The organism is Pseudomonas sp. SORGH_AS_0211 (genome assembly GCF_031453455.1).
GTDB lineage: Bacteria > Pseudomonadota > Gammaproteobacteria > Pseudomonadales > Pseudomonadaceae > Chryseomonas > Chryseomonas aestiva.
The window spans coordinates 3402493-3420529 of the sequence record NZ_JAVIZV010000001.1 but is presented as its reverse complement, the minus strand read 5'-3'; the positions used below and the strand labels follow the sequence as shown (position 1 = coordinate 3420529).

Sequence of the window (18037 nt, the reverse complement as noted above, 5' to 3'; positions counted from 1 at the left end):
CGTGACAGCGCCGGCCGGGCTCGATCCACAAGGCACCCCCGCACGCCCGGCATGGCGCGGTGATGCCTCTGGTCTCGCCAACCCTGACTGGCTGTCCTGACCACGGCGGTTGCCGAGTATGTTGATCAGGACGCTTTCCACCGCGGTGGAAGCAGGCTACTCCCCAAAGAGGCCGCCACCTTACCCATCCGGATAGAGAAAGTCTATCTTGTAGATAGTTCTAATATATATAGCCTTGGCTAAATTCCTGCTGCCAAGCCGCCTACACGGATGCGCCAAAAGGCCTGCAAGGCCCGTCGTAACTGGATCGTGGCCACGGCACAGGCTGCTGAGACGACCGCGGGCGGCGGACAGGCGTGTCGTCTGGTGACCACCGGAGGTCGCCTGTAGAGGCTGGTCGGGACGTAGGCGGCCCCTTTGCCATCGGCAGTTGGTCGAAGCGGTCTGCTGTGAGGCCCAGGCGCGGACACCTTCGCCTGCCTGCGCAGGAGCCATTGCCGTCGCCCTCAATGATGGCGCTCTGCCGTCCCCGTTTCGTCATGCCGCTGACACTTAATTGTCACATTTCGGCAATAGCCTAGCGCCAGCCCTCACTAGGTAATGGAGCCACCATGAAACGCACGTTCAGCCTCTCTCTGTTGTTGTCGGCCTTTTGCCTGAGCACCGCCGCTCATGCCGTGGATGTCACGGGCGCAGGCTCGAGCTTCGTCTTCCCCGTTCTGTCGAAGTGGTCGCAAGGCTTCAGCGAGAAGACTGGCAACCGTATCAACTATCAGTCCATTGGCTCCGGCGGCGGCATCGCCCAGATCAAGGCCGGCACCGTGGACTTCGGCGCCACCGACGCCCCCATGAGCACCGACGACCTGCAGAAGGGCGGTCTGGGCCAGTTCCCGACCATCATTGGCGGCATCGTGCCGGTGATCAACGTGGAAGGCATCGAGCCCGGCAAGCTGAAGCTCGACGGTCCGACCATGGCCAAGATCTTCATGGGCGAGATCAAGACCTGGAACGACCCGGCCATCGCCGCGCTGAACCCCGGTATGAAGCTGCCTGAAGGCGCCATCACCGTGGTGCGTCGTTCCGACGGCTCCGGCACCTCCTACAACTTCACCAACTACCTGGCCAAGGTCAGCCCGGAGTGGAAGGAGAAGTTCAACTTCGGCACCACCGTCAACTGGCCGGTCGGTGTGGGTGGCAAGGGTAACGAGGGTATCGCCGCCTACGTGAAGCAGATCAAGGGCTCCATCGGCTACGTCGAGTACGCCTATGCGCTGACCAACAAGATGACCCACGTGCAGCTGAAGAACGCCGCCGGCAACTTCGTGCAGCCCGAAGCCAAGAGCTTCCAGGCCGCCGCCGCCACCGCCGACTGGAAGAGCGCCAAGGACTTCAACCTGCTGATGACCAACGCCCCGGGCGCCGATGCCTGGCCGATCACCGCCACCACCTGGATCGTGATGTACAAGGAACCCAAGAACGAAGAGCGCAGCAAGGTCGCCTTCGACTTCTTCAAGTGGTCCCTGGAGCATGGCCAGAAGGATGCCGCGGCCCTGGATTACGTCCCGGTCCCGGACACCCTGGTCAAGCAGATCGAAGGCTACTGGGCGTCCGACTTCAAGAAGTAAGCACGACTGTCCCGCCGCCTGGATCCCCTGGGGTCCAGGCGGTTTCGCGCGTCCTTCCAGGTAGACGGAAAGCTCCATGACCGACCAGACCCTGCCCCTCTCCGCCGCTCAGGAACAGCGCATCCGCCGGGATACCCGCGCCGATGTCTGGTTCCGCCGGCTGCTGTTTTCCGCCGCGCTGCTGGTACTGCTGGTACTGGTCGGCGCCGCCGCGTCCACCCTCTGGGGCGGTCGCCACGCCTTCATGACCTTTGGCCTGGACTTCATCACCTCGGCCGAATGGGATGTCGGCGCCGAGAAGTTCGGCGCCCTGGTGCCCATCTACGGCACCCTGATGACCTCCTTCATCGCCCTGCTGCTGGCCGTGCCCACCGCCTTCGGCATCGCCCTGTTCCTCTCGGAGATCGCGCCGCCCTGGCTGCGCGGCCCGGTGGCCACCGCGGTCGAGCTGCTGGCGGGCATTCCCTCGATCATCTACGGCATGTGGGGCCTGTTCGTCTTCGGCCCGTTCATGGCCGCCTACATCTCGCCCTTCATCAACGACTACCTCGGCGCCATCCCGGTGATCGGGGTGCTGTTCCAGGGGCCGCCGCTGGGCATCGGCATGCTGACCGCCGGCATCATCCTGGCGATCATGATCCTGCCCTTCATCACCTCGGTGATGTACGAGGTGTTCCGCAGCGTGCCGGCCCAGCTCAAGGAATCGGCCTACGCCCTGGGTTCCACCACCTGGGAAGTCTGCTGGGACATCGTGCTGCCCTACACCCGCTCGGCGGTGGTCGGCGGTGCCTTCCTCGGCCTGGGGCGCGCCCTGGGCGAGACCATGGCGGTGACCTTCGTGCTGGGCAACGCCCACCAGTTCTCCCTCTCGCTGATGATGCCGAGCAGTTCCATCGCCTCGGTGATCGCCAACGAATTCAACGAGGCCTACACCGATCTGCACCGCTCTTCGCTGATCGCCCTGGGCTTCCTGCTGTTCGTGGTGACCTTCTTCGTGCTGCTGGCGGCACGGCTGATGCTGACGCAACTGTCGCGCAAGGCAGGTAACTGATGCACATCGACGCCTATCTCTATCGCAAGCGGCGGATCAAGAACGGCATCGCGCTGATCTTTGGCAGCGCCGCCGCCGTGCTCGGCCTGGGTTTCCTGGCCTGGATCCTCGGCACCACCCTGATCAAGGGCGTCAGCGCCCTGAGCCCGGCCCTCTTCGTCGAGATGACGCCGCCGCCCGGCGCCGCCGACGGTGGTCTGGCCAACGCCCTGTTCGGCAGCGTGCTGATCACCCTGCTGGCCACCGCCATCGGCGCGCCCATCGGCATCCTCGCCGGGCTCTGGCTGGCCGAATACGCCCGCCACTCCAAGCTCGGGCTGGTGGTGCGTTTCGTCAACGACATCCTGCTGTCGGCGCCGTCGATCGTCATCGGCCTGTTCATCTACACCGCCGTGGTGGTGACGCTGAACCAGTACTCCGGTGGCAGCCTGGGCTTCTCCGGTTTCGCCGGCTCCCTGGCGCTGGCCATGCTGGTGGTGCCGGTGGTGACCCGTACCACCGACGAGATGATGCAGCTGCAGCCGCCGGCCATGCGCGAAGCGGCCCTGGCCCTGGGCATTCCCCAGTGGAAGGTGACCCTGCAGATTCTGCTGCGCGCCTCCCGCGCCGGCGTGGTGACCGGGGTGCTGCTGTCCATCGCCCGCATCACCGGCGAGACCGCACCGCTGCTGTTCACCGCCTTTGGCAACCAGTACTGGAACGCCGACGTGCTCAAGCCCATGGCCACCGTGCCGGTGACCATCTTCCAGTTCGCCATGAGTCCGTTCGAGAACTGGCAGCACCTGGCCTGGGCCGGCGCCTTGCTGCTGACACTGTTCGTGCTGCTCCTGAACCTCTCCTCTCGCTTCTTCTTTCGTAACCGGGATTCCAAGTGACTACCATGCAGACGCAGATACCGGAACTGCAGGCGCGCGACGTCGGCTTCCGTTACAAGGGCCACCAGGCGCTCAAGTCGATCAACCTGGACATCGCGGCCAAGCAGATCACCGCCATCATCGGCCCGTCCGGATGCGGCAAATCCACGCTGCTGCGCATCTTCAACCGCATCTACTCGGAATACCCGGGGCTGGAAGCGAGCGGCGAGATCCTCATGGACGGGGAGAACATCCTCGATCCCAAGTATTCGCTGAGCCGCCTGCGCAGCACCATCGGCATGGTGTTCCAGAAGCCGGTGCCCTTCCCGATGTCGATCGCCGACAACGTCGCCTACGGCATCCGCCACCACGAGCGCCTGTCTCGCGTGGAGCTGCAGGATCGCGTCGAGCAGGCGCTGCGCGGTGCGGCGCTGTGGGACGAGGTCAAGGACAAGCTCAACCAGAGCGCCCTGGGTCTCTCCGGCGGTCAGCAGCAGCGGCTATGCATCGCCCGCACCATCGCCCTGCGTCCGCGGGTGCTGCTGCTGGACGAGCCGACTTCGGCCCTGGACCCCATCTCCACCGCGCGCATCGAGCAGTTGCTGGCCGAACTCAAGCAGGAGTTCACCGTGGTCATCGTCACCCACAACATGCAGCAGGCGGCGCGCTGCTCCGACGTCACCGCCTTCATGTACCTGGGCGAGCTGATCGAAGTGGACAAGACCGACAAGATCTTCACCAAGCCGGACAAGAAGCAGACCGAGGACTACATCACCGGTCGCTTCGGCTGAGGATTTCGCCGGCGCTTGGCAAGGCCACTCCCCGGAGTGGCCTTTTTCATGGGCGGTCGGAAAGCGCCGGGCCAGGGCCTCGGGTCATCGTGTTCCATTCCGAGCCACTGCCGAGTCGTCCGGGATGGATGAAGGTTTGATTAAATTTTGCTTTATATTCAATGACTTGAATTAAAAGCTTTATCTTACTGCAAGCAAAACGACATCTCTTCTGCCGAGACTGGCCCAGCTTCGTGACGGGCTGCACTGCCAGCCCTCACTCCCTGGATTGTCTTGCAAGGAGATCTGCCGATGTCTGTTAACCCTTATCGATTCACGGCGCTGTTCTCGGGCGTGCTCCTGGCCACCTGCTCGGCCGCCGCGAGTGCCGCGGTCGATGAGAAGCTGCTCGACATGCTCAAGGCCAACGGCTCCATTACCCCCGCCCAGTACGCCGAATTGCGCGGCGATCTGCAGCAGGAGCAGCAGGCGCGTGCCGCCCAGGTCGCCCAGCAGCAGAAGACCTCCGACTTCGAGAAGAAACTGGCCTGGGCCGCCAAGACCCAGATCAAGGGCGACGTGCGGGTGCGCCACGAGAGCATCGATATCAGCGGCGAACCGGACAACGGCCTCGATCGGGACCGCCAGCGCATCCGCGCGCGGCTGGGCGCCTACAGCGAGATCAATCCGCAGGTGGATACCGGCATCCGCATCGCCACCGGCGGCGGCGACGATGCCCGCTCCACCAACCAGGACCTCAACGGCTACTTCAACAAGAAGCAGCTCTGGCTGGATCAGGCCTACATCGACTACCACCCCACGGCGCTGCCGAATCTGCATCTGGTGGGTGGCAAGATGGGCCAGCAGTGGGTCAGCACCGGCGATGTCATCTGGGACGCCGACATCAACCCCGAAGGCCTGGCCGGCACCTACAGGTACGACCTGGGCGGTGGCGCCGAGCTGTTCGGCAGCACCGGCTACTACGTGCTCAAGGACAATGTCGACGGCGAAGGCTACGAGTTCAGGCACGACCTGCGCCTCTATGCCGGCCAGCTGGGCAGCCGCTTCAACCTGGGTGATGCCGCCAAGCTGATGGTCGGTGGCAGCGTCTATGCCTACGACAAGGACCAGGACAGCGCCTGCCCGACCACCGGCTCGGTCACCTCGCCCTGCGCCCTGGCGGTCAATGGCAACACCACCGACCGCTTCCAGCTCTACGAGGGCTTCGCCCAGCTGGACCTGACCAAGCTGTGGGTGCCGCTGTCCTTCTATGGCCAGTATGTGGTCAACGACAAGGCCGACGACGGCGAGGACACCGCCTGGCTGGTGGGCGCCAAGACCAAGCTGCTGCAGCGGGTCGGGCTGGAATACAACTACCGTGATGTCCAGCGCAACGCCGTGGTGGGTGCCTTTACCGACTCGGACTTCGGCAACGGCTCGACCGGGGCCCGCGGCCACAAGCTCAAGCTCGGCTACGACATCGACAAGAACTTCGGTGTCGGCCTGACCTACTTCCTCGCCGAGTCCGATACCGCCAGCCGCTTCCGCCGCGACGCCGACGTCAAGACCCTGCAGCTGGACCTGGAAGCCAAGTTCTAACCACGACCCTGAGGTCGTGCTCCTCTTGAACCGCCCTCGAGCGGTTCTTTTTTGCCTGCTCGATGGAGAGAGCCGCCTGGCAACTGTTGGGCTTCGCTGCGCTCAACCCAACCTACGCTGCCTTTCCCTTACGTCGGAGCTGCTGGTTTTGCCTCTCTCCCTCCAGGAGAGGGTTGGGGCGAGGGAGGCTTCCCACTAACGCTCGACCCTGATCTCCACCAGCTTGCCATCGATGAACTTGAGGTGACGCGAGGCGCCGTTCTGTGGGGCATAGGTCCAGAACTGGGTCTCGGCGGCATTGAACTTGGGCACGTTGTTGTTGCGCAGGGCCGGCGGATTGATCTTGCGCTCGGCCGGGGCGCCGCAGGCGGCGAGGACCTGTTCGACGCTGTCGCCTTCCTCGACGAGACTCTGGCCACAGCGCAGGCTGGCCTGGGCGAGCGTGGGCAGCAGCAGGGGAATCAGCAACAGATGACGAGCGCGCATCGAAACTCCGAGAGGTAGCGGCAGAGGCCATTGCCTTTAGCCTAGCTGTTCTCTCCGTAATGGGGCGCCTTGGCAAAGCCACGACTCAGATAGCGCGAACCGGCCAGACCGAAGCGCCAGGGCACCTCGCGCGCGCGGCTGATACCGATGCGTGGGCCCGCGATCACGGCTACTTCGGCAGCGGCTGGCTCCAGCAGGAAGGGCAACTCGGTCAGCGGCAGACCGTCGTGACTGCCGTCGATGGCGAGGGCCTGGCACAGTCGGCCAGGGCCGGCGCATAGCAGGCGGTCGGCCAGGCCGCCACGGCGTTCGCGCATCGCCTCCAGCCCCCACAGCGGCTCCAGCGCGCGGATCAGCACGCCCGCGCCATGCCCGGCCTCGCGGCAGACCAGATTGAAGCACCAGTGGATGCCATAGGAGCGATAGACATAGGCATGCCCGGGCGGACCGAACATGGCGCGGTTGCGCGGGGTGGGGCCAGAAAAGCTGTGGGAGGCCGGGTCTTCGCCGTCGTAGGCCTCGGTCTCGACGATCAGGCCGCCCACACCTTCGAGTCTGAGCGTGGCGCCGATCAGTTGCCGGGCGACCTCGTCCACCGGGCGGGTGAAATCCAGATCGCTCACGCCTCGGGCTCCGGTTCTTCCAGGATCAGCGCCGCATGCACCATGGCCAGGTGACTCAGGCCCTGGGGAAAGTTGCCCAGGGCCGTGCCGTCGCGGGGATCACGCATCTCGGTCATCAGGCCGACGCCATTGAGACTGGCGGCCAGTACCTCGCGCATCAATTCCCGCGCCTGGTCCACCTCGCCCAGCACGGCATGGGCCTCGACCATCCAGTAGGAACAGGCCAGGAACGCACCTTCTTCCTGCTCGGCACCGCTATAGCGGTAGACCAGAGGTCCATGGGCCAACTCACGACGAATGGCCGCCAGGGTGCTGACCGAACGCTCGCCGCCGTCGAAGCCGAAGCGGATGCCGAGCAGCAGCCCGGCGTCCAGACGCTCGGTACCGGCATAGAAGGTGTAGGCCTGCTTGCGCTCGCTCCAGCAGTGTTCGTTGACCCAGTCGCGGATGCGATCACGCTCGCGCTCCCAGCGACCGCACATGGCGTCGGGGATATGGCCGTCGCGGGCGAGGGTCACGGCGCGATCCAGGGCGAACCAGCAGCCCAGCTTGGAGAGGGTGTAGTGGCGCTCTTCAGGCAATTCCCACATGCCGGCATCCGTCTGCCGCCAGCCATCGGCGCAGAGATTGGCCAGGTCGGTGAGCAGGCTGGCGGTGGCGAAATCCAGCACATGGCCCTTGCTGGCATAGAGGCGGAAGGTCTCCAGCAGATCGCCATAGAGACTCAGCTGGCACTGGGCGCTGGCGCGATTGCCGACGCGTACCGGCTGGGAGTCGCGATAGCCAGGAACCGGGATGATGCGTTCCTCGGGGGCCAGTTCGCCCTCCAGGGTAAAGCAGGTGTGCAGGCGATTACCGTGGCGGCGGATGACGTTCTGGATCCAGGCCAGGGCCGCCTGGGCCTCGCCGAGGGCGCCCAGACGCAGGAAGGCCTTGATGGTAAAGACCGCATCACGCACCCAGGCATAGCGGTATTCGTAATTCTTGTCGCCGCCGATTCGCTCCGGCAGCGAGGTGGTCGCTGCGGCGACGATGGCGCCGGTGGGGGAGTAGAGCAACAGCTTGAGGGCCAGCGCCGAGCGCTTCACCTCGCTGAGGAATTCGCCCCGGTAGGCGAAGCCCTGGGCCCATTCGCGCCAGGCCTGGTCACTGCGGTCGATGCGCTGGTCCACCTCGTCCAGGGACGGCACCACGAGGGGTTCGTTCTCGGTCGCGGTCAGGGCCAGGACACTGCGTTGCCCGGCTTCCAGCACCAGGCGCGCTACCAGTCGGCGGTCATCGCACTGGAGGATCTCCAGTCGCTCGCAATAGCGCAGGGTGGCCATCACGCCATCGACGTGCATGACCTCGCCATTGGGGGTGCTGCGCATCCAGGGCGAGACGGTCTGGCCCTGGGTCCCGGGTACCAGTTCGATACGCAACTCGACCCGTCCGGAAAGGCCTTCGACGCGGCGACCCAATTCGCACCAGGGCAGGCGACCGGCTGAGCCGCTGTTGAGCGATTCGGTAAGGCGCACGCTGCCGTCAGCGGTGTGGAAGCAGGTTTCTAGGACGTTACTGTCTTCGCGGTAGGCACGCTCGACGCGATAGTCGGCCACTGGCGCGATCGAAAAGAAACCGCCCGCCGGGGCATCCAGCAGGCGGTCGAACAGCGGTGCGGAATCCATGTTGGGCACGCACCACCAGTCCAGTGAGCCGTCCGGCGCCACCAGGGCGACCGAACGGCCATCGGAAAGGGCAGCGTAGCCCGCCAGGGGCGCGTAGCCGTCCTGGCGGGCGGGATCGAAGGCCGCCATGGCCGTCAGCCCATGCCTCCGGTGGCGCCATAGACCTCACCGGTCACATAGCTCGACTCCTGGGAAGCCAGCAGCACATAGATGGGCGCCAGTTCCGCCGGCTGCCCGGGACGCTTGAACACCGTTTCGCCGCCGAAGGTGGGGATCTTTTCCTGGGGCTGGCCACCGCTGGGCTGCAGCGGCGTCCAGAAGGGGCCAGGGGCCACGGCGTTGACGCGGATGCCCTTGCTGGCGACCTGCTTGGCCAGCGCCTTGGTGAAGTTGGTGATGGCCGCCTTGGTCGATGCGTAGTCCAGCAGGAACTCGGAAGGCTGTGTGGCCTGGATCGAGGTGGTGTTGATGATGGCGGCACCGGCCGGCAGATGCGGCAGCGCGGCCTTGCACAGCCAGAACAGGGCGTAGACGTTGGTCTTGTAGGTAGCGTCGAATTGCTCGGTGGTCAGCTCGGCGATGTCCTGCACGGCGGTCTGCTTGCCAGCCACATTGACCAGGATGTCGAGGCCGCCCAGAGCCTCCCTGGCCTTGCTCACCAGTTGAGTGCAGAAGGCTTCGTCCTTCAGGTCACCGGGCACGCAGACGGCCTTGCGACCCTCGGCTTCCACCAGCTTGACCACTTCCTGGGCGTCGGCCTCTTCCTCGGGCAGGTAGTTGAGCACCAGATCGGCACCCTCCCGGGCGTAGGCGATGGCCGTGGCCCGACCGATCCCCGAATCCGCGCCGGTGATCAGCGCCTTGCGCCCGGCCAGACGACCGAAGCCCTTGTAGCTGGCCTCGCCATGATCGGGACGCGGCTCCATGACCTGGGCCAGGCCCGGGGCCTGCTGGGGCTGCTTGGGGAATTCCGGCTGGGGATACTGGGTGAGGGGGTTCTGCATGCTGTACTGGTTGTCGCTGGACATGACATCTCCTGAAGGGGGCCAAAAGGCGCCCGTTTGGCATCTTTTCGATGACGTTCAAGGAAATGGAGCGACAAGGTGCATGAGAGGTTCCCACCGATCGGCGGCGGATGTATCGGGCCAGACAGCGTTCTTACCTGACGTTTACCCAGGGCTACGTCTTTTTCGGCCTGGCCTGGCGTCCAATGACGGCGAGAAGGGGAGGGTCCTTCGGCAGGAGAGATCGTCGTGATGGCGAGAAGCACGAAAGTGGCCGTGCTGGCGGCACTGCTGTCGTTGTCCGGGTGCTGGCTGTTCATGCCGCCGCCCGGCGGCGGAGGTCATGGTGGCCATGGGAGCGGGCCGGGAGGTAGCCCCGAGCAGAGGGGACCGCGCTAGCCGTCCTGCCTCAGGCGTCGAGTGGCTCCAGCCGCAGGGCTACGCCAGTTCGCTGCAGGGTGAGGATATCCGCGTCGCGGCAGCCGATCAGCCGGCCCTCGGCGGTGCGCAACTGGTCATCTTCCAGCTGCGCATAGGACTGCGGTTGCTTTCCATCGCCCGCGACCATGATGTACAGCTGCCCACACAGCAATTGCCCAGCCAGACGACCATCGTCCAGGCCGATCAGGCGGTAGCTGCGGCGGGCATCGTAGGTAAAGCGCATGGGAGCATCCATTCAGGTCTTTATGCTCAGAACCGTACTGGCATGCAATGTTCAATTCCGAACACCGGCGCGTCACCTCTGCAAACCCATGGCTGCGCCGGAAGCCCGCCACTCGCTGGGGCGAGGGCAGGCTGACCGCCGGTCGGAAGGTCCCTGGGTGGCCGATCAGTAACGGAATTGCGCCACCAGGCTCTGGAAGGAGGTGGCCAGTCGCGACAGCTCCTGGCTGGAGGCGGCGGTCTGCTGGGCCCCGGTTGCGGTCTGGGTGGACAGGTCCTGGATATTGACCAGATTGCGATCCACTTCGCGGGCGACCTGGGCCTGCTCCTCGGCGGCACTGGCGATCACCAGGTTGCGCTCCTCGATCTGGGCGACCCTGGCGGCGATGCGGTCCAGGGCTTCACCCGCCTGGTTGGCGCGCGCCTGGGTACTGTCGGCCAGGGACTGGCTCTTGTGCATGGCGCCCACCGCTTCCTCGGCGCTGCTGCGCACGGCGCTCATCATGCGTTCGATCTCGCCGGTGGAACCCTGGGTGCGATGGGCCAGGGCGCGGACCTCGTCCGCCACCACGGCGAAGCCGCGGCCCTGTTCGCCCGCCCGGGCGGCCTCGATGGCGGCATTGAGCGCCAGCAGGTTGGTCTGCTCGGCGATCCCGCGGATCACCTCCAGCAACTTGCCGATCTCGCGCACCTGGCCTTCCAGGGTCTGCACCTTCTGGGTCGAATCGGTGATCTCGCCGGTCATTACCGCCATGGCCTGGGCGGCCTGTTGCACCTGCTCGCGACCCTGCTGGGCTTCGCGGCTGGTGTCCTGGGAGGCGGTGGAGGTGGAGGCGGCATTGCGCGCCACCTCTTCCACCGCGGCGGTCATCTGGTTGACGGCAGTGGCAGCCTGCTGCACCTCGTCGTGCTGGCGGACCTGGCCACGCGAGCTCTCCTCGGTTACCGCGTGCAATTCCTCGGCGGCCGCGGCGAGCTGGTTGGAGGCGCCGGCCATCTGTTGCACGGTGTCTTTCAGGCTGCGCTGCATGCCACCCAGCGCTTGCAGCAGCTGCCCGGCTTCGTCACGGCGCGAACTCTGGATCGACTGGGTCAGATCGCCCTGGGCGACGCGCTCGGCGCTGGTCACTGCCTGGCGGATTGGTGCAACGATCATCCGGGTGATGACGATGCCCAGCGCCAGGGCGCAGAGTGAGGCCAGCAGCAGACCCAGGCCCAGTGCCCAGACCGCCTGCTGGTAGGCGGCATGCGCCGCGGTGCCGGCTTCGGCGCTCTGGCGCTTGTTGGACTGGATCATGATCTTGAACGAGGCCATGGTCTTGCGGTAGGTGGGTTGCACCTGCTCGTTCAACAACTTGGCGGCACCGGCTACGTCCTTGGCGGCCAGCCGCGCCAGGATGGCGTCGGTACCGGCGATATAGCTCTTCCAGTCCTGCTCGAAGGCATCGCCGGCCTGCTTTTCATCGGCCTGCAGTGGCGTGGCGCGATAGGCGGCGAAGGGTTTCTCGGCATCGGCCTGGTTGTCACGCAGGGAGGTGATGACGGTCTGGAGGTCGCTCTGGGGTGCCTCGCCATAGGCCATGGACAGCACGCGGAACAGATCGCGGTTGTGGCCGATGACATTGCTCTTGGCATCGTTGAGCAGGCTGATGGAGAGCAGCGTGTCGTTCAACACGTTATCCAGCTGGGCGTTGACGCTGCGGATACCGCTGAGGCCGACGGCGCCGATGCCCAGGGTGATGGCCGTGCACAGGCCAAAGGCCACGGCGAGTTTCTTCGCCAGCGCCAGATTGTTGAACCAGACCATGGAGCCTTCCTTTCTGCGAAGTGGGTATCAGCCAAGTTGCGCTGGATACCCTCGCTATCGGCACCAACAGTCCGACCTTTAGGTGGCCCAGGAGCGTCCGATCCGCCTTCAATCGCGCCCATAAAGGCTATCAAGCAGCCGATTGGCCTTCAGGGCGTCCGCCAGACTGGCCAGTTCCGGTCGCGACTGGCCGAGCAACTGATCGAACACCGCCTGGGCGCCCTGGGGCACGCCAGGGTCCACCCCCTCGGCCAGCACCTGCCGATTTCCCTGGGCATCGTTTAGCACCAGGCGCCCCGCGGAAAGCTCCAGGGTTCCGGCGCTACCGTCCAGTCGAATGGCCAGCCGCGGACCGCGCAGGGTGGCGCTGGCGCGCAGATGAATCGGCAGATCACCGGCCTGGAGCAAAGCCTCGCCACCATGATCCAGTGGCCAGCGCGGATCGCGCTCCAGTCGGCTATGGGCGACCGTCAGGGCCTCACCGCATAGCCAGGCGCTGAAATCCAGCAGGTGCACGGCCAGATCGCCAAAGGCGCCATAGCCCATGCGGCGCTCGTCCAGATGCGCTGGCCAGTCGCTGAGCCAGCCCTCCAGCAGTCCCGGGTGGCCGGCGGTCAGTGACAGGTGACTGAGGCTGCCGATGGCGCCGTCCCGCGCCCGCTGGCGCAGCAGCTGCAGGGCCGGGTCGGTACGCAGATAGAAGCCGCTGAAGCAGGAACGCCCGGCGAGCTGATCGGCCAGGGCGGTGGCGCGGGCTGCCGAGACGGCCAGCGGTTTTTCCACGAAGAGATGACGGGCCCGGGGGAGCAGAGTGGTCACCGTCGCCTCGTGATCCTCGATGGCGGTGGTGACGAAGGCCAGGTCCACTTCGGGCAATCGGGCGAAGTCATCCAGTACCGGCAGGCCATGGGGCGCGGCGAGGCGCCGGGCGCGGGCGGGATCGCGTTCGCTGGCCACCGCCACTACCCGCACTCGCGGATCGGCCAGGCTGGTGTCCAGATAGTCCTGGGCGTGGATCTGTTCGCAACCGACGATGGCGACGCTGAGCATGACAAGGGGTCCTCCAACGGTAACTGTTCCGTTATGGACCCCTGGTGTGCCGCGAAGCTTCCCCGATCAGACCGGCTGGTAGGCCCTGCCGAAACGGTTGGCCAGGAAGGCCTCCATATCCACCTGCTCCTGGGCGATGAAGCCGCGCTGCGGCAGCTTGCCTTCGCGGAACAGATCCAGGGCGGTGCAGATGCCGGCCGCGGTGGTGATCTGGATGGCGCTGGTCAGGCGACCGTCGCGCTCGGCGGCAAAGATCTTGCGGCTGAACACCTCCTGCACCAGCTTGCCACCACGCATCCCGCTGACGGTGACGAACACCAGCACCACGTCCTGCATGGTGGTGGGCACGGCGCCGCGCAGGATGTTCTTGAGCTGCTCCTGGTCACCGGCCAGGCGCAGGTCTTCCAGCAGGAATTTCATCAGGTCGCGGTGACCGGGATAGCGCACGGTCTTGTAGTCCAGGGTTTCCACCTGGCCCTGCAGCGTCTCGCAGAGGGTGCCCAGGCCGCCCGAGGTGTTGAAGGCCTCGTATTCCACGCCGTCCAGGGAGAAGTGCTCCAGGCCTTCCAGCGGCTGCACCAGTTGCAGTTCGCCGTTGCGCACGGCCTCGCAGGGGTGGCAGTACTCGTTGACCAGGCCGTCGACGCTCCAGGTCAGGTTGTACTTCAGGGCATTGGTGGGGAATTCCGGCAGGGCGCCGACGCGCATCTTCACCTCGCGCACGCTGTCGAAGCGCTTGGCCAGCGAATGGGCGGCGATACCGATGAAGCCCGGCGCCAGACCGCACTGGGGCATGAAGGCATTGCTCGCGCCCTCGGCCAGCTGGCGGATGGTCTTGGTCGCCTTGACGTCTTCGGTCAGGTCGAAATAGTGGGTATTGGTGGCCTTGGCCGCCTGGGCCACCGGAATTGCCAGGTGATAGGGCAGGGCGTTGAGCACCACGTCTTGGTCGTCCAGGGCCGCGGCCAGGGCGCTGGCGTCGGCGGTATCCAGGGTGCGGGTCTGCACACCCAGCGCGGCGATGGCCGCCAGGGCGCGCTCGTCGCGATCCGCCACCGTCACCTGATAGTCGCCACTTTCGTGCAGCAATTGCGAAATGGTGTAGCCGATATGGCCGGCGCCGAGCAGGGTGACTTTCATCGCGGGATCCTCCGTGGTTGAGGCTCCAGCTTAGAAAGCGGCGCTGCCAGATGTGAGCGTCAGAGCGTCGAAGTGTCGTTACTTATTTAGCGAAACGTCGGATTTTTCGACGATATGACCAGGGTGCTCGTTTCTTCCGGCTTTTTGCTTATCGCTCTAGGCGAAAGGCTGTCGAGCACGCCACAGGAATCCCGACACAGGTCGGCGCCGCGTACCGCCGCCTTCTATAAGCCAGGGACTCGGCCACAGCGGGTGGCCGCTTCAAGGAGGAGAGACCATGGTCGTGGACAATGCAGCACGGGTGGACGCCTGCTACTGGGGCGTACTGGGTCGTGCCCCGGATACGGAAGGCTTCCGCTTCTGGGTCGCCAAACTGGACGAGGGCCTGGGCGAAGAGCAACTCATCCGCCTGTTCCTCAATGGCGCCGAACGCCAGCAGGCGCAGCCCGCGGACGAAAGCGCCAGTGCCTTCATCGACGGCTGCTATGGCGACCTGCTCGGCCGCAGCGCCGATGCCGATGGCAAGGCCTTCTGGTTGGGCCGGCTGGAGGCGCTGGGCAGTACCCATCAGGATGCCAGAGCGGCAGTCATCGTCGAGATGATCGACTACCTCGGCCGCCCGGATGGCCAGAGCGCTGATCAGCAGCTGTTCCAGACGCGTCTCGCGCACTGGGAGCCGCTCATGCCTGGCCTTGTCCTGCACGAGGACAGCGGGGTATCGGCCACCGATGGGATCACCCGCAACGGCCAGGTGGACGTGACCCTGCCGGATGGGGTTGAGAACTGGAGCTACAGCCTGGATGGCGGGCAGCACTGGACCCTGGCGAGCGCCGGCAGCACTACGCTGCAGTTGGGGGCGGGCTACTATCAGGCGGATCAGCTGCAGGTCAGTTACCTTGGTGACGACGGTAACGCCCGGACCCAGGCGAACCAGGCGCAGTGGAGGATCGACACCCAGGGTGCGGAGCTTCATCTCTTCACCACCCGCGGCCCCACCACCGAGAACCTGTTGCAATTCCGCTTCTTCGACGATGGCGACATCTTGCAGTGGCGCAGTTCCAGCGATGGCGGCCAGACCTGGCAGCAGGGTGAGGGACGCTGGCCTGCGCCCAAGCTGGAGCCGGGCTTCTATGTGCAGGGATCGATTCTGGTCGAGACCACCGATACCGCCGGAAATGTCGCGGTGACAGCCCTGCCGCGCGACCTCACCGTCCTGCCTGCCGACCTCACGCCGCCGCGGTTGACCGGTATCCATCAGCAGTCCTACTTCAATCCCTATGCGGATGACTTCATCAGCCTGCTGTTCGACGACTCCATCTATCGCGGCACGCGCGACCTGTACTCGGAAGCCTATCCGATACCGGTGAAGGTAGACCCGACGCTGCTGGAGAAAGCCTTTCTGCTCGATGTCACCACGGGTGCGAGGATCGGCTTCGAGATGGCGAACCCGGTGCGTCAACTGACCAATCTGCTGGACATCCGTCTGACCAGTGAGTTGGAGGAGGGCCATCAGTACAGCGTCTATCTGCCAGGGGCTTTCGTCTATGACGGCTACAACAATCCCAGCGACGAGCTGACCCTGCTGGGCGCCAGCAACACCTTCATCGCTGCCTGACCAGGTCCTGGGGGGGCTCCTGCAGTGGCCCCTGCTACCCCGGCACCACCCGCAACAGCTGCCCCTCCTCGCCATCGGTGAGCAGCCAGAGATTACCGTCCGGTCCGCTGCGCACGTCGCGCAGACGCTGGTCCAGCTCCTGGAACAGCAGCTCCCGCGGACCAGGCACACCTGCCACCAGCGGTATCCGCCGCACCGATTTCTCCCGCAGCGCCGCCACGAACAGACTGCCGCGCCAGGCGGGAAAGCCCGGGCCGGCGTACCAGGTCATCCCGGCGGGCGCGATCGACGGCGTCCACTCCAGCAGCGGCGGGGTGATGCCCGGCAATTCGCGAAAGGGCGAGATGCGCGCGCCGGTGTAGTCCACGCCGCCGGTGGTCAGCGGCCAGCCGTAGTTGGCGCCCGCGCGAATCAGATTGAGTTCGTCGCCACCCTTGGAGCCGTGCTCGTGCTCGTACAGCGCCTGGCGCTCGGCCACCCAGACCAGGCCCTGGGGATTGCGATGGCCAAGGCTGTAGATCTCCGGCAGGGCGCCGGGTCGCTTGACGAAGGGATTATCCGCCGGCACCTGGCCGTCGCGGGTGATGCGGACGATCTTGCCCAGGTGGGTATCCAGTCGCTGGGCGTCGGTGCGCTCGACGTTGCCGTCGCCCAGGGCGATGGCCAGGGTGCCGTCACCGAGCAGGGCCATCCGCGCCCCGAAGTGCTGCCCGAAGGCCTTGGCCGGCTGGCTGGTGAACAGCGGCTGCAAGTCCTGCAGGCGTCCACCGTCCAGCCGCGCGCGTACCACCCTCAAGTGATTGGCCTGGCGCGTGCCTGTCGCATAGGAAAGATAGATCAGCTGGTTCCGGGCGAAATCCGGATCCGGCAACACCTCGAACAGACCGGCCTGGCCGTCGGTATAGAGCTCCGGCAGTCCGGTGATGGCTTGCGCCTGCAGCCCGAGGCGACCTGCACCGTCCCGTACCAGCAGCCGCAAGCGCCCGGCGCCTTCGGTCAGGAGTGCCCGGCCATCGGGCAGGAAGGCCAGCGACCAGGGTCTATCCAGCCCGGTCGCCACCGTTTCGATCCGATAGGCCGGCGCCGCCAGCCCCAGCGGCGCCGCCAGCAGGGCTAGCCACGCCAGCCAGGCCAAGCGGCCGGAAGCTTTAGGTAACGCTTGAGGTCTGTTCCGGGTACCCGCTTTCGCTAGCATCTGCCTCTCTCCAAGGGATCTTCCGACCATGCCCCAACCGCTCTGGCGCGCCCTGTTGCAACCGCGCACCCTGCTGGCGTTCGCCGCGGCCCTATTGCTCGCTACGGCCTGGGGCAGCCTGGTGCAGACCCAGTACAACCTGGCGGCCCTCCAGGGACTCGGCCAGCCGATCGACCTGGCCACGCGCTGGCGGACCTCGCTGGAGGATCTGCTGGGCTTCGGACCCGTCTATGCCGCCATCGTGCTCGCCGCTTGGTTACCAGCCTTTGCCGCGGCCCTCTGGCTGGGTCGTCACGGCGGTGCCTATCGCGCCTGCCTGCTGCCACTGGCCAGCAGTGTCAGCCTGATCGCCGCCATCCGCCTGATCGACGCCTTCGCGCCCATGCCGGTGCTCATCTATGCCACGCGCACCCTGGAGGGATTGCTGGCGATGGCCGTGGGTGGGCTGCTCGGCGGGCTGCTGTTCATCTGGCTAGCCCGCTCGGTGATCCCGCGCTAGGGGAGGGCGCTCAGGACGAGGTCAGCTTCATCAGCACCAGCCCGCTGACGATCAGCGCGGCGGCCAGGATGCGCAGCGGACTCGCCGCCTCGCCCAGCACCAGGATGCCGACCATGAAGGCGCCGATCGCGCCGATACCGGTCCAGATCGTATAGGCGGTGCCCAGCGGCAGGCTGCGCATGGAGATCGACAGCAACGCCACGCTGGCCACCATGGCGACCCCGGTGATGATCGTCGGCGTGAGGCGGGTGAAGCCCGCGGACTGCTTCATGTAGAACGCCCAGACCACTTCGAGCAGTCCCGCGCACACCAGATAGAACCAAGCCAACGACGGCCTCCTGTGACACCGGGCCGTCCCGGAACGCTGCCCACCGATCGCCGGGGTCGTC

17 protein-coding genes and 1 riboswitch are annotated in these 18037 nt (G+C 65.8%); of the genes, 7 read left to right on the top strand and 10 right to left on the bottom strand.

Going from position 1 to position 18037, the window contains the following annotated elements:
* Positions 1 to 5 precede the first annotated feature (5 nt).
* Positions 6 to 172, bottom strand: a riboswitch (yybP-ykoY riboswitch).
* A gap of 439 nt (positions 173 to 611) precedes the next feature.
* The 5 genes from pstS (at position 612) to QE393_RS15830 (ending at position 5899) form a co-directional block, all read left to right on the top strand.
* Positions 612 to 1625 (top strand): phosphate ABC transporter substrate-binding protein PstS, encoded by a 1014-nt coding sequence (gene pstS / locus QE393_RS15850; RefSeq protein WP_007160735.1) that lies wholly within the window; start codon positions 612 to 614, stop codon positions 1623 to 1625.
* Between the two features lie 76 nt (positions 1626 to 1701).
* The gene (gene pstC / locus QE393_RS15845) at positions 1702 to 2676 is read left to right on the top strand and encodes a phosphate ABC transporter permease subunit PstC (RefSeq protein WP_273806599.1); all 975 of its coding nucleotides are present in this window, start codon (positions 1702 to 1704) and stop codon (positions 2674 to 2676) included.
* Positions 2676 to 3551, top strand: coding sequence for a phosphate ABC transporter permease PstA (pstA, locus tag QE393_RS15840; protein ID WP_183633064.1), 876 nt, complete (start codon positions 2676 to 2678; stop codon positions 3549 to 3551). Before pstC ends, pstA begins: the two co-directional genes overlap by 1 nt.
* A gap of 5 nt (positions 3552 to 3556) precedes the next feature.
* Positions 3557 to 4321, top strand: a complete 765-nt coding sequence (gene pstB / locus QE393_RS15835; RefSeq protein ID WP_044341611.1) for a phosphate ABC transporter ATP-binding protein PstB — start codon at positions 3557 to 3559, stop codon at positions 4319 to 4321.
* 291 nt (positions 4322 to 4612) lie between these two features.
* Entirely contained in the window at positions 4613 to 5899 is a 1287-nt protein-coding gene (locus QE393_RS15830; RefSeq protein WP_310044575.1) for a putative porin, read from the top strand.
* Between the two features lie 195 nt (positions 5900 to 6094).
* On the opposite strand, the gene QE393_RS15825 is transcribed toward QE393_RS15830, so the two are convergent.
* From QE393_RS15825 to QE393_RS15790, 8 genes are all read right to left on the bottom strand, one after another.
* The gene (locus tag QE393_RS15825; protein ID WP_273806598.1) at positions 6095 to 6385 is read right to left on the bottom strand and encodes a DUF2845 domain-containing protein; all 291 of its coding nucleotides are present in this window, start codon (positions 6383 to 6385) and stop codon (positions 6095 to 6097) included.
* A gap of 41 nt (positions 6386 to 6426) precedes the next feature.
* A complete protein-coding gene (locus tag QE393_RS15820) occupies positions 6427 to 7008 on the bottom strand; it encodes a DNA-3-methyladenine glycosylase (protein ID WP_310044571.1) in 582 nt (193 codons plus the stop codon).
* The gene (locus QE393_RS15815; protein WP_273806596.1) at positions 7005 to 8804 is read right to left on the bottom strand and encodes a glycoside hydrolase family 15 protein; all 1800 of its coding nucleotides are present in this window, start codon (positions 8802 to 8804) and stop codon (positions 7005 to 7007) included. The genes QE393_RS15820 and QE393_RS15815 overlap by 4 nt, the downstream gene beginning before the upstream one ends.
* Before the next feature lie 5 nt (positions 8805 to 8809).
* Positions 8810 to 9703: an SDR family oxidoreductase gene (locus tag QE393_RS15810; protein ID WP_273806595.1), complete on the bottom strand. Its 894-nt coding sequence runs from the start codon at positions 9701 to 9703 to the stop codon at positions 8810 to 8812.
* Positions 9704 to 10088: 385 nt separating this feature from the next.
* Complete coding sequence (locus tag QE393_RS15805; protein WP_183633058.1) at positions 10089 to 10343, bottom strand: hypothetical protein; 255 nt, start codon at positions 10341 to 10343, stop codon at positions 10089 to 10091.
* 165 nt (positions 10344 to 10508) lie between these two features.
* The gene (locus QE393_RS15800) at positions 10509 to 12149 is read right to left on the bottom strand and encodes a methyl-accepting chemotaxis protein (RefSeq protein WP_310044567.1); all 1641 of its coding nucleotides are present in this window, start codon (positions 12147 to 12149) and stop codon (positions 10509 to 10511) included.
* A gap of 108 nt (positions 12150 to 12257) precedes the next feature.
* Positions 12258 to 13199 (bottom strand): Gfo/Idh/MocA family oxidoreductase, encoded by a 942-nt coding sequence (locus QE393_RS15795; RefSeq protein WP_310044565.1) that lies wholly within the window; start codon positions 13197 to 13199, stop codon positions 12258 to 12260.
* A gap of 66 nt (positions 13200 to 13265) precedes the next feature.
* Positions 13266 to 14339: a saccharopine dehydrogenase C-terminal domain-containing protein gene (locus QE393_RS15790; protein WP_310044564.1), complete on the bottom strand. Its 1074-nt coding sequence runs from the start codon at positions 14337 to 14339 to the stop codon at positions 13266 to 13268.
* A 277-nt stretch (positions 14340 to 14616) separates the two neighbouring features.
* Between QE393_RS15790 and QE393_RS15785 the strand changes: the two genes are divergently transcribed.
* The gene (locus QE393_RS15785; RefSeq protein ID WP_310044561.1) at positions 14617 to 15954 is read left to right on the top strand and encodes a DUF4214 domain-containing protein; all 1338 of its coding nucleotides are present in this window, start codon (positions 14617 to 14619) and stop codon (positions 15952 to 15954) included.
* A gap of 34 nt (positions 15955 to 15988) precedes the next feature.
* Here the strand turns inward: QE393_RS15785 and QE393_RS15780 are convergent, their stop codons facing one another.
* A complete protein-coding gene (locus tag QE393_RS15780) occupies positions 15989 to 17149 on the bottom strand; it encodes a PQQ-dependent sugar dehydrogenase (protein WP_405046258.1) in 1161 nt (386 codons plus the stop codon).
* A gap of 28 nt (positions 17150 to 17177) precedes the next feature.
* Between QE393_RS15780 and QE393_RS15775 the strand changes: the two genes are divergently transcribed.
* Positions 17178 to 17648, top strand: a complete 471-nt coding sequence (locus QE393_RS15775; RefSeq protein ID WP_310044556.1) for a hypothetical protein — start codon at positions 17178 to 17180, stop codon at positions 17646 to 17648.
* 10 nt (positions 17649 to 17658) lie between these two features.
* Here the strand turns inward: QE393_RS15775 and sugE are convergent, their stop codons facing one another.
* A complete protein-coding gene (gene sugE / locus QE393_RS15770; RefSeq protein WP_158896176.1) occupies positions 17659 to 17976 on the bottom strand; it encodes a quaternary ammonium compound efflux SMR transporter SugE in 318 nt (105 codons plus the stop codon).
* Between the last annotated feature and the right edge of the window lie 61 nt (positions 17977 to 18037).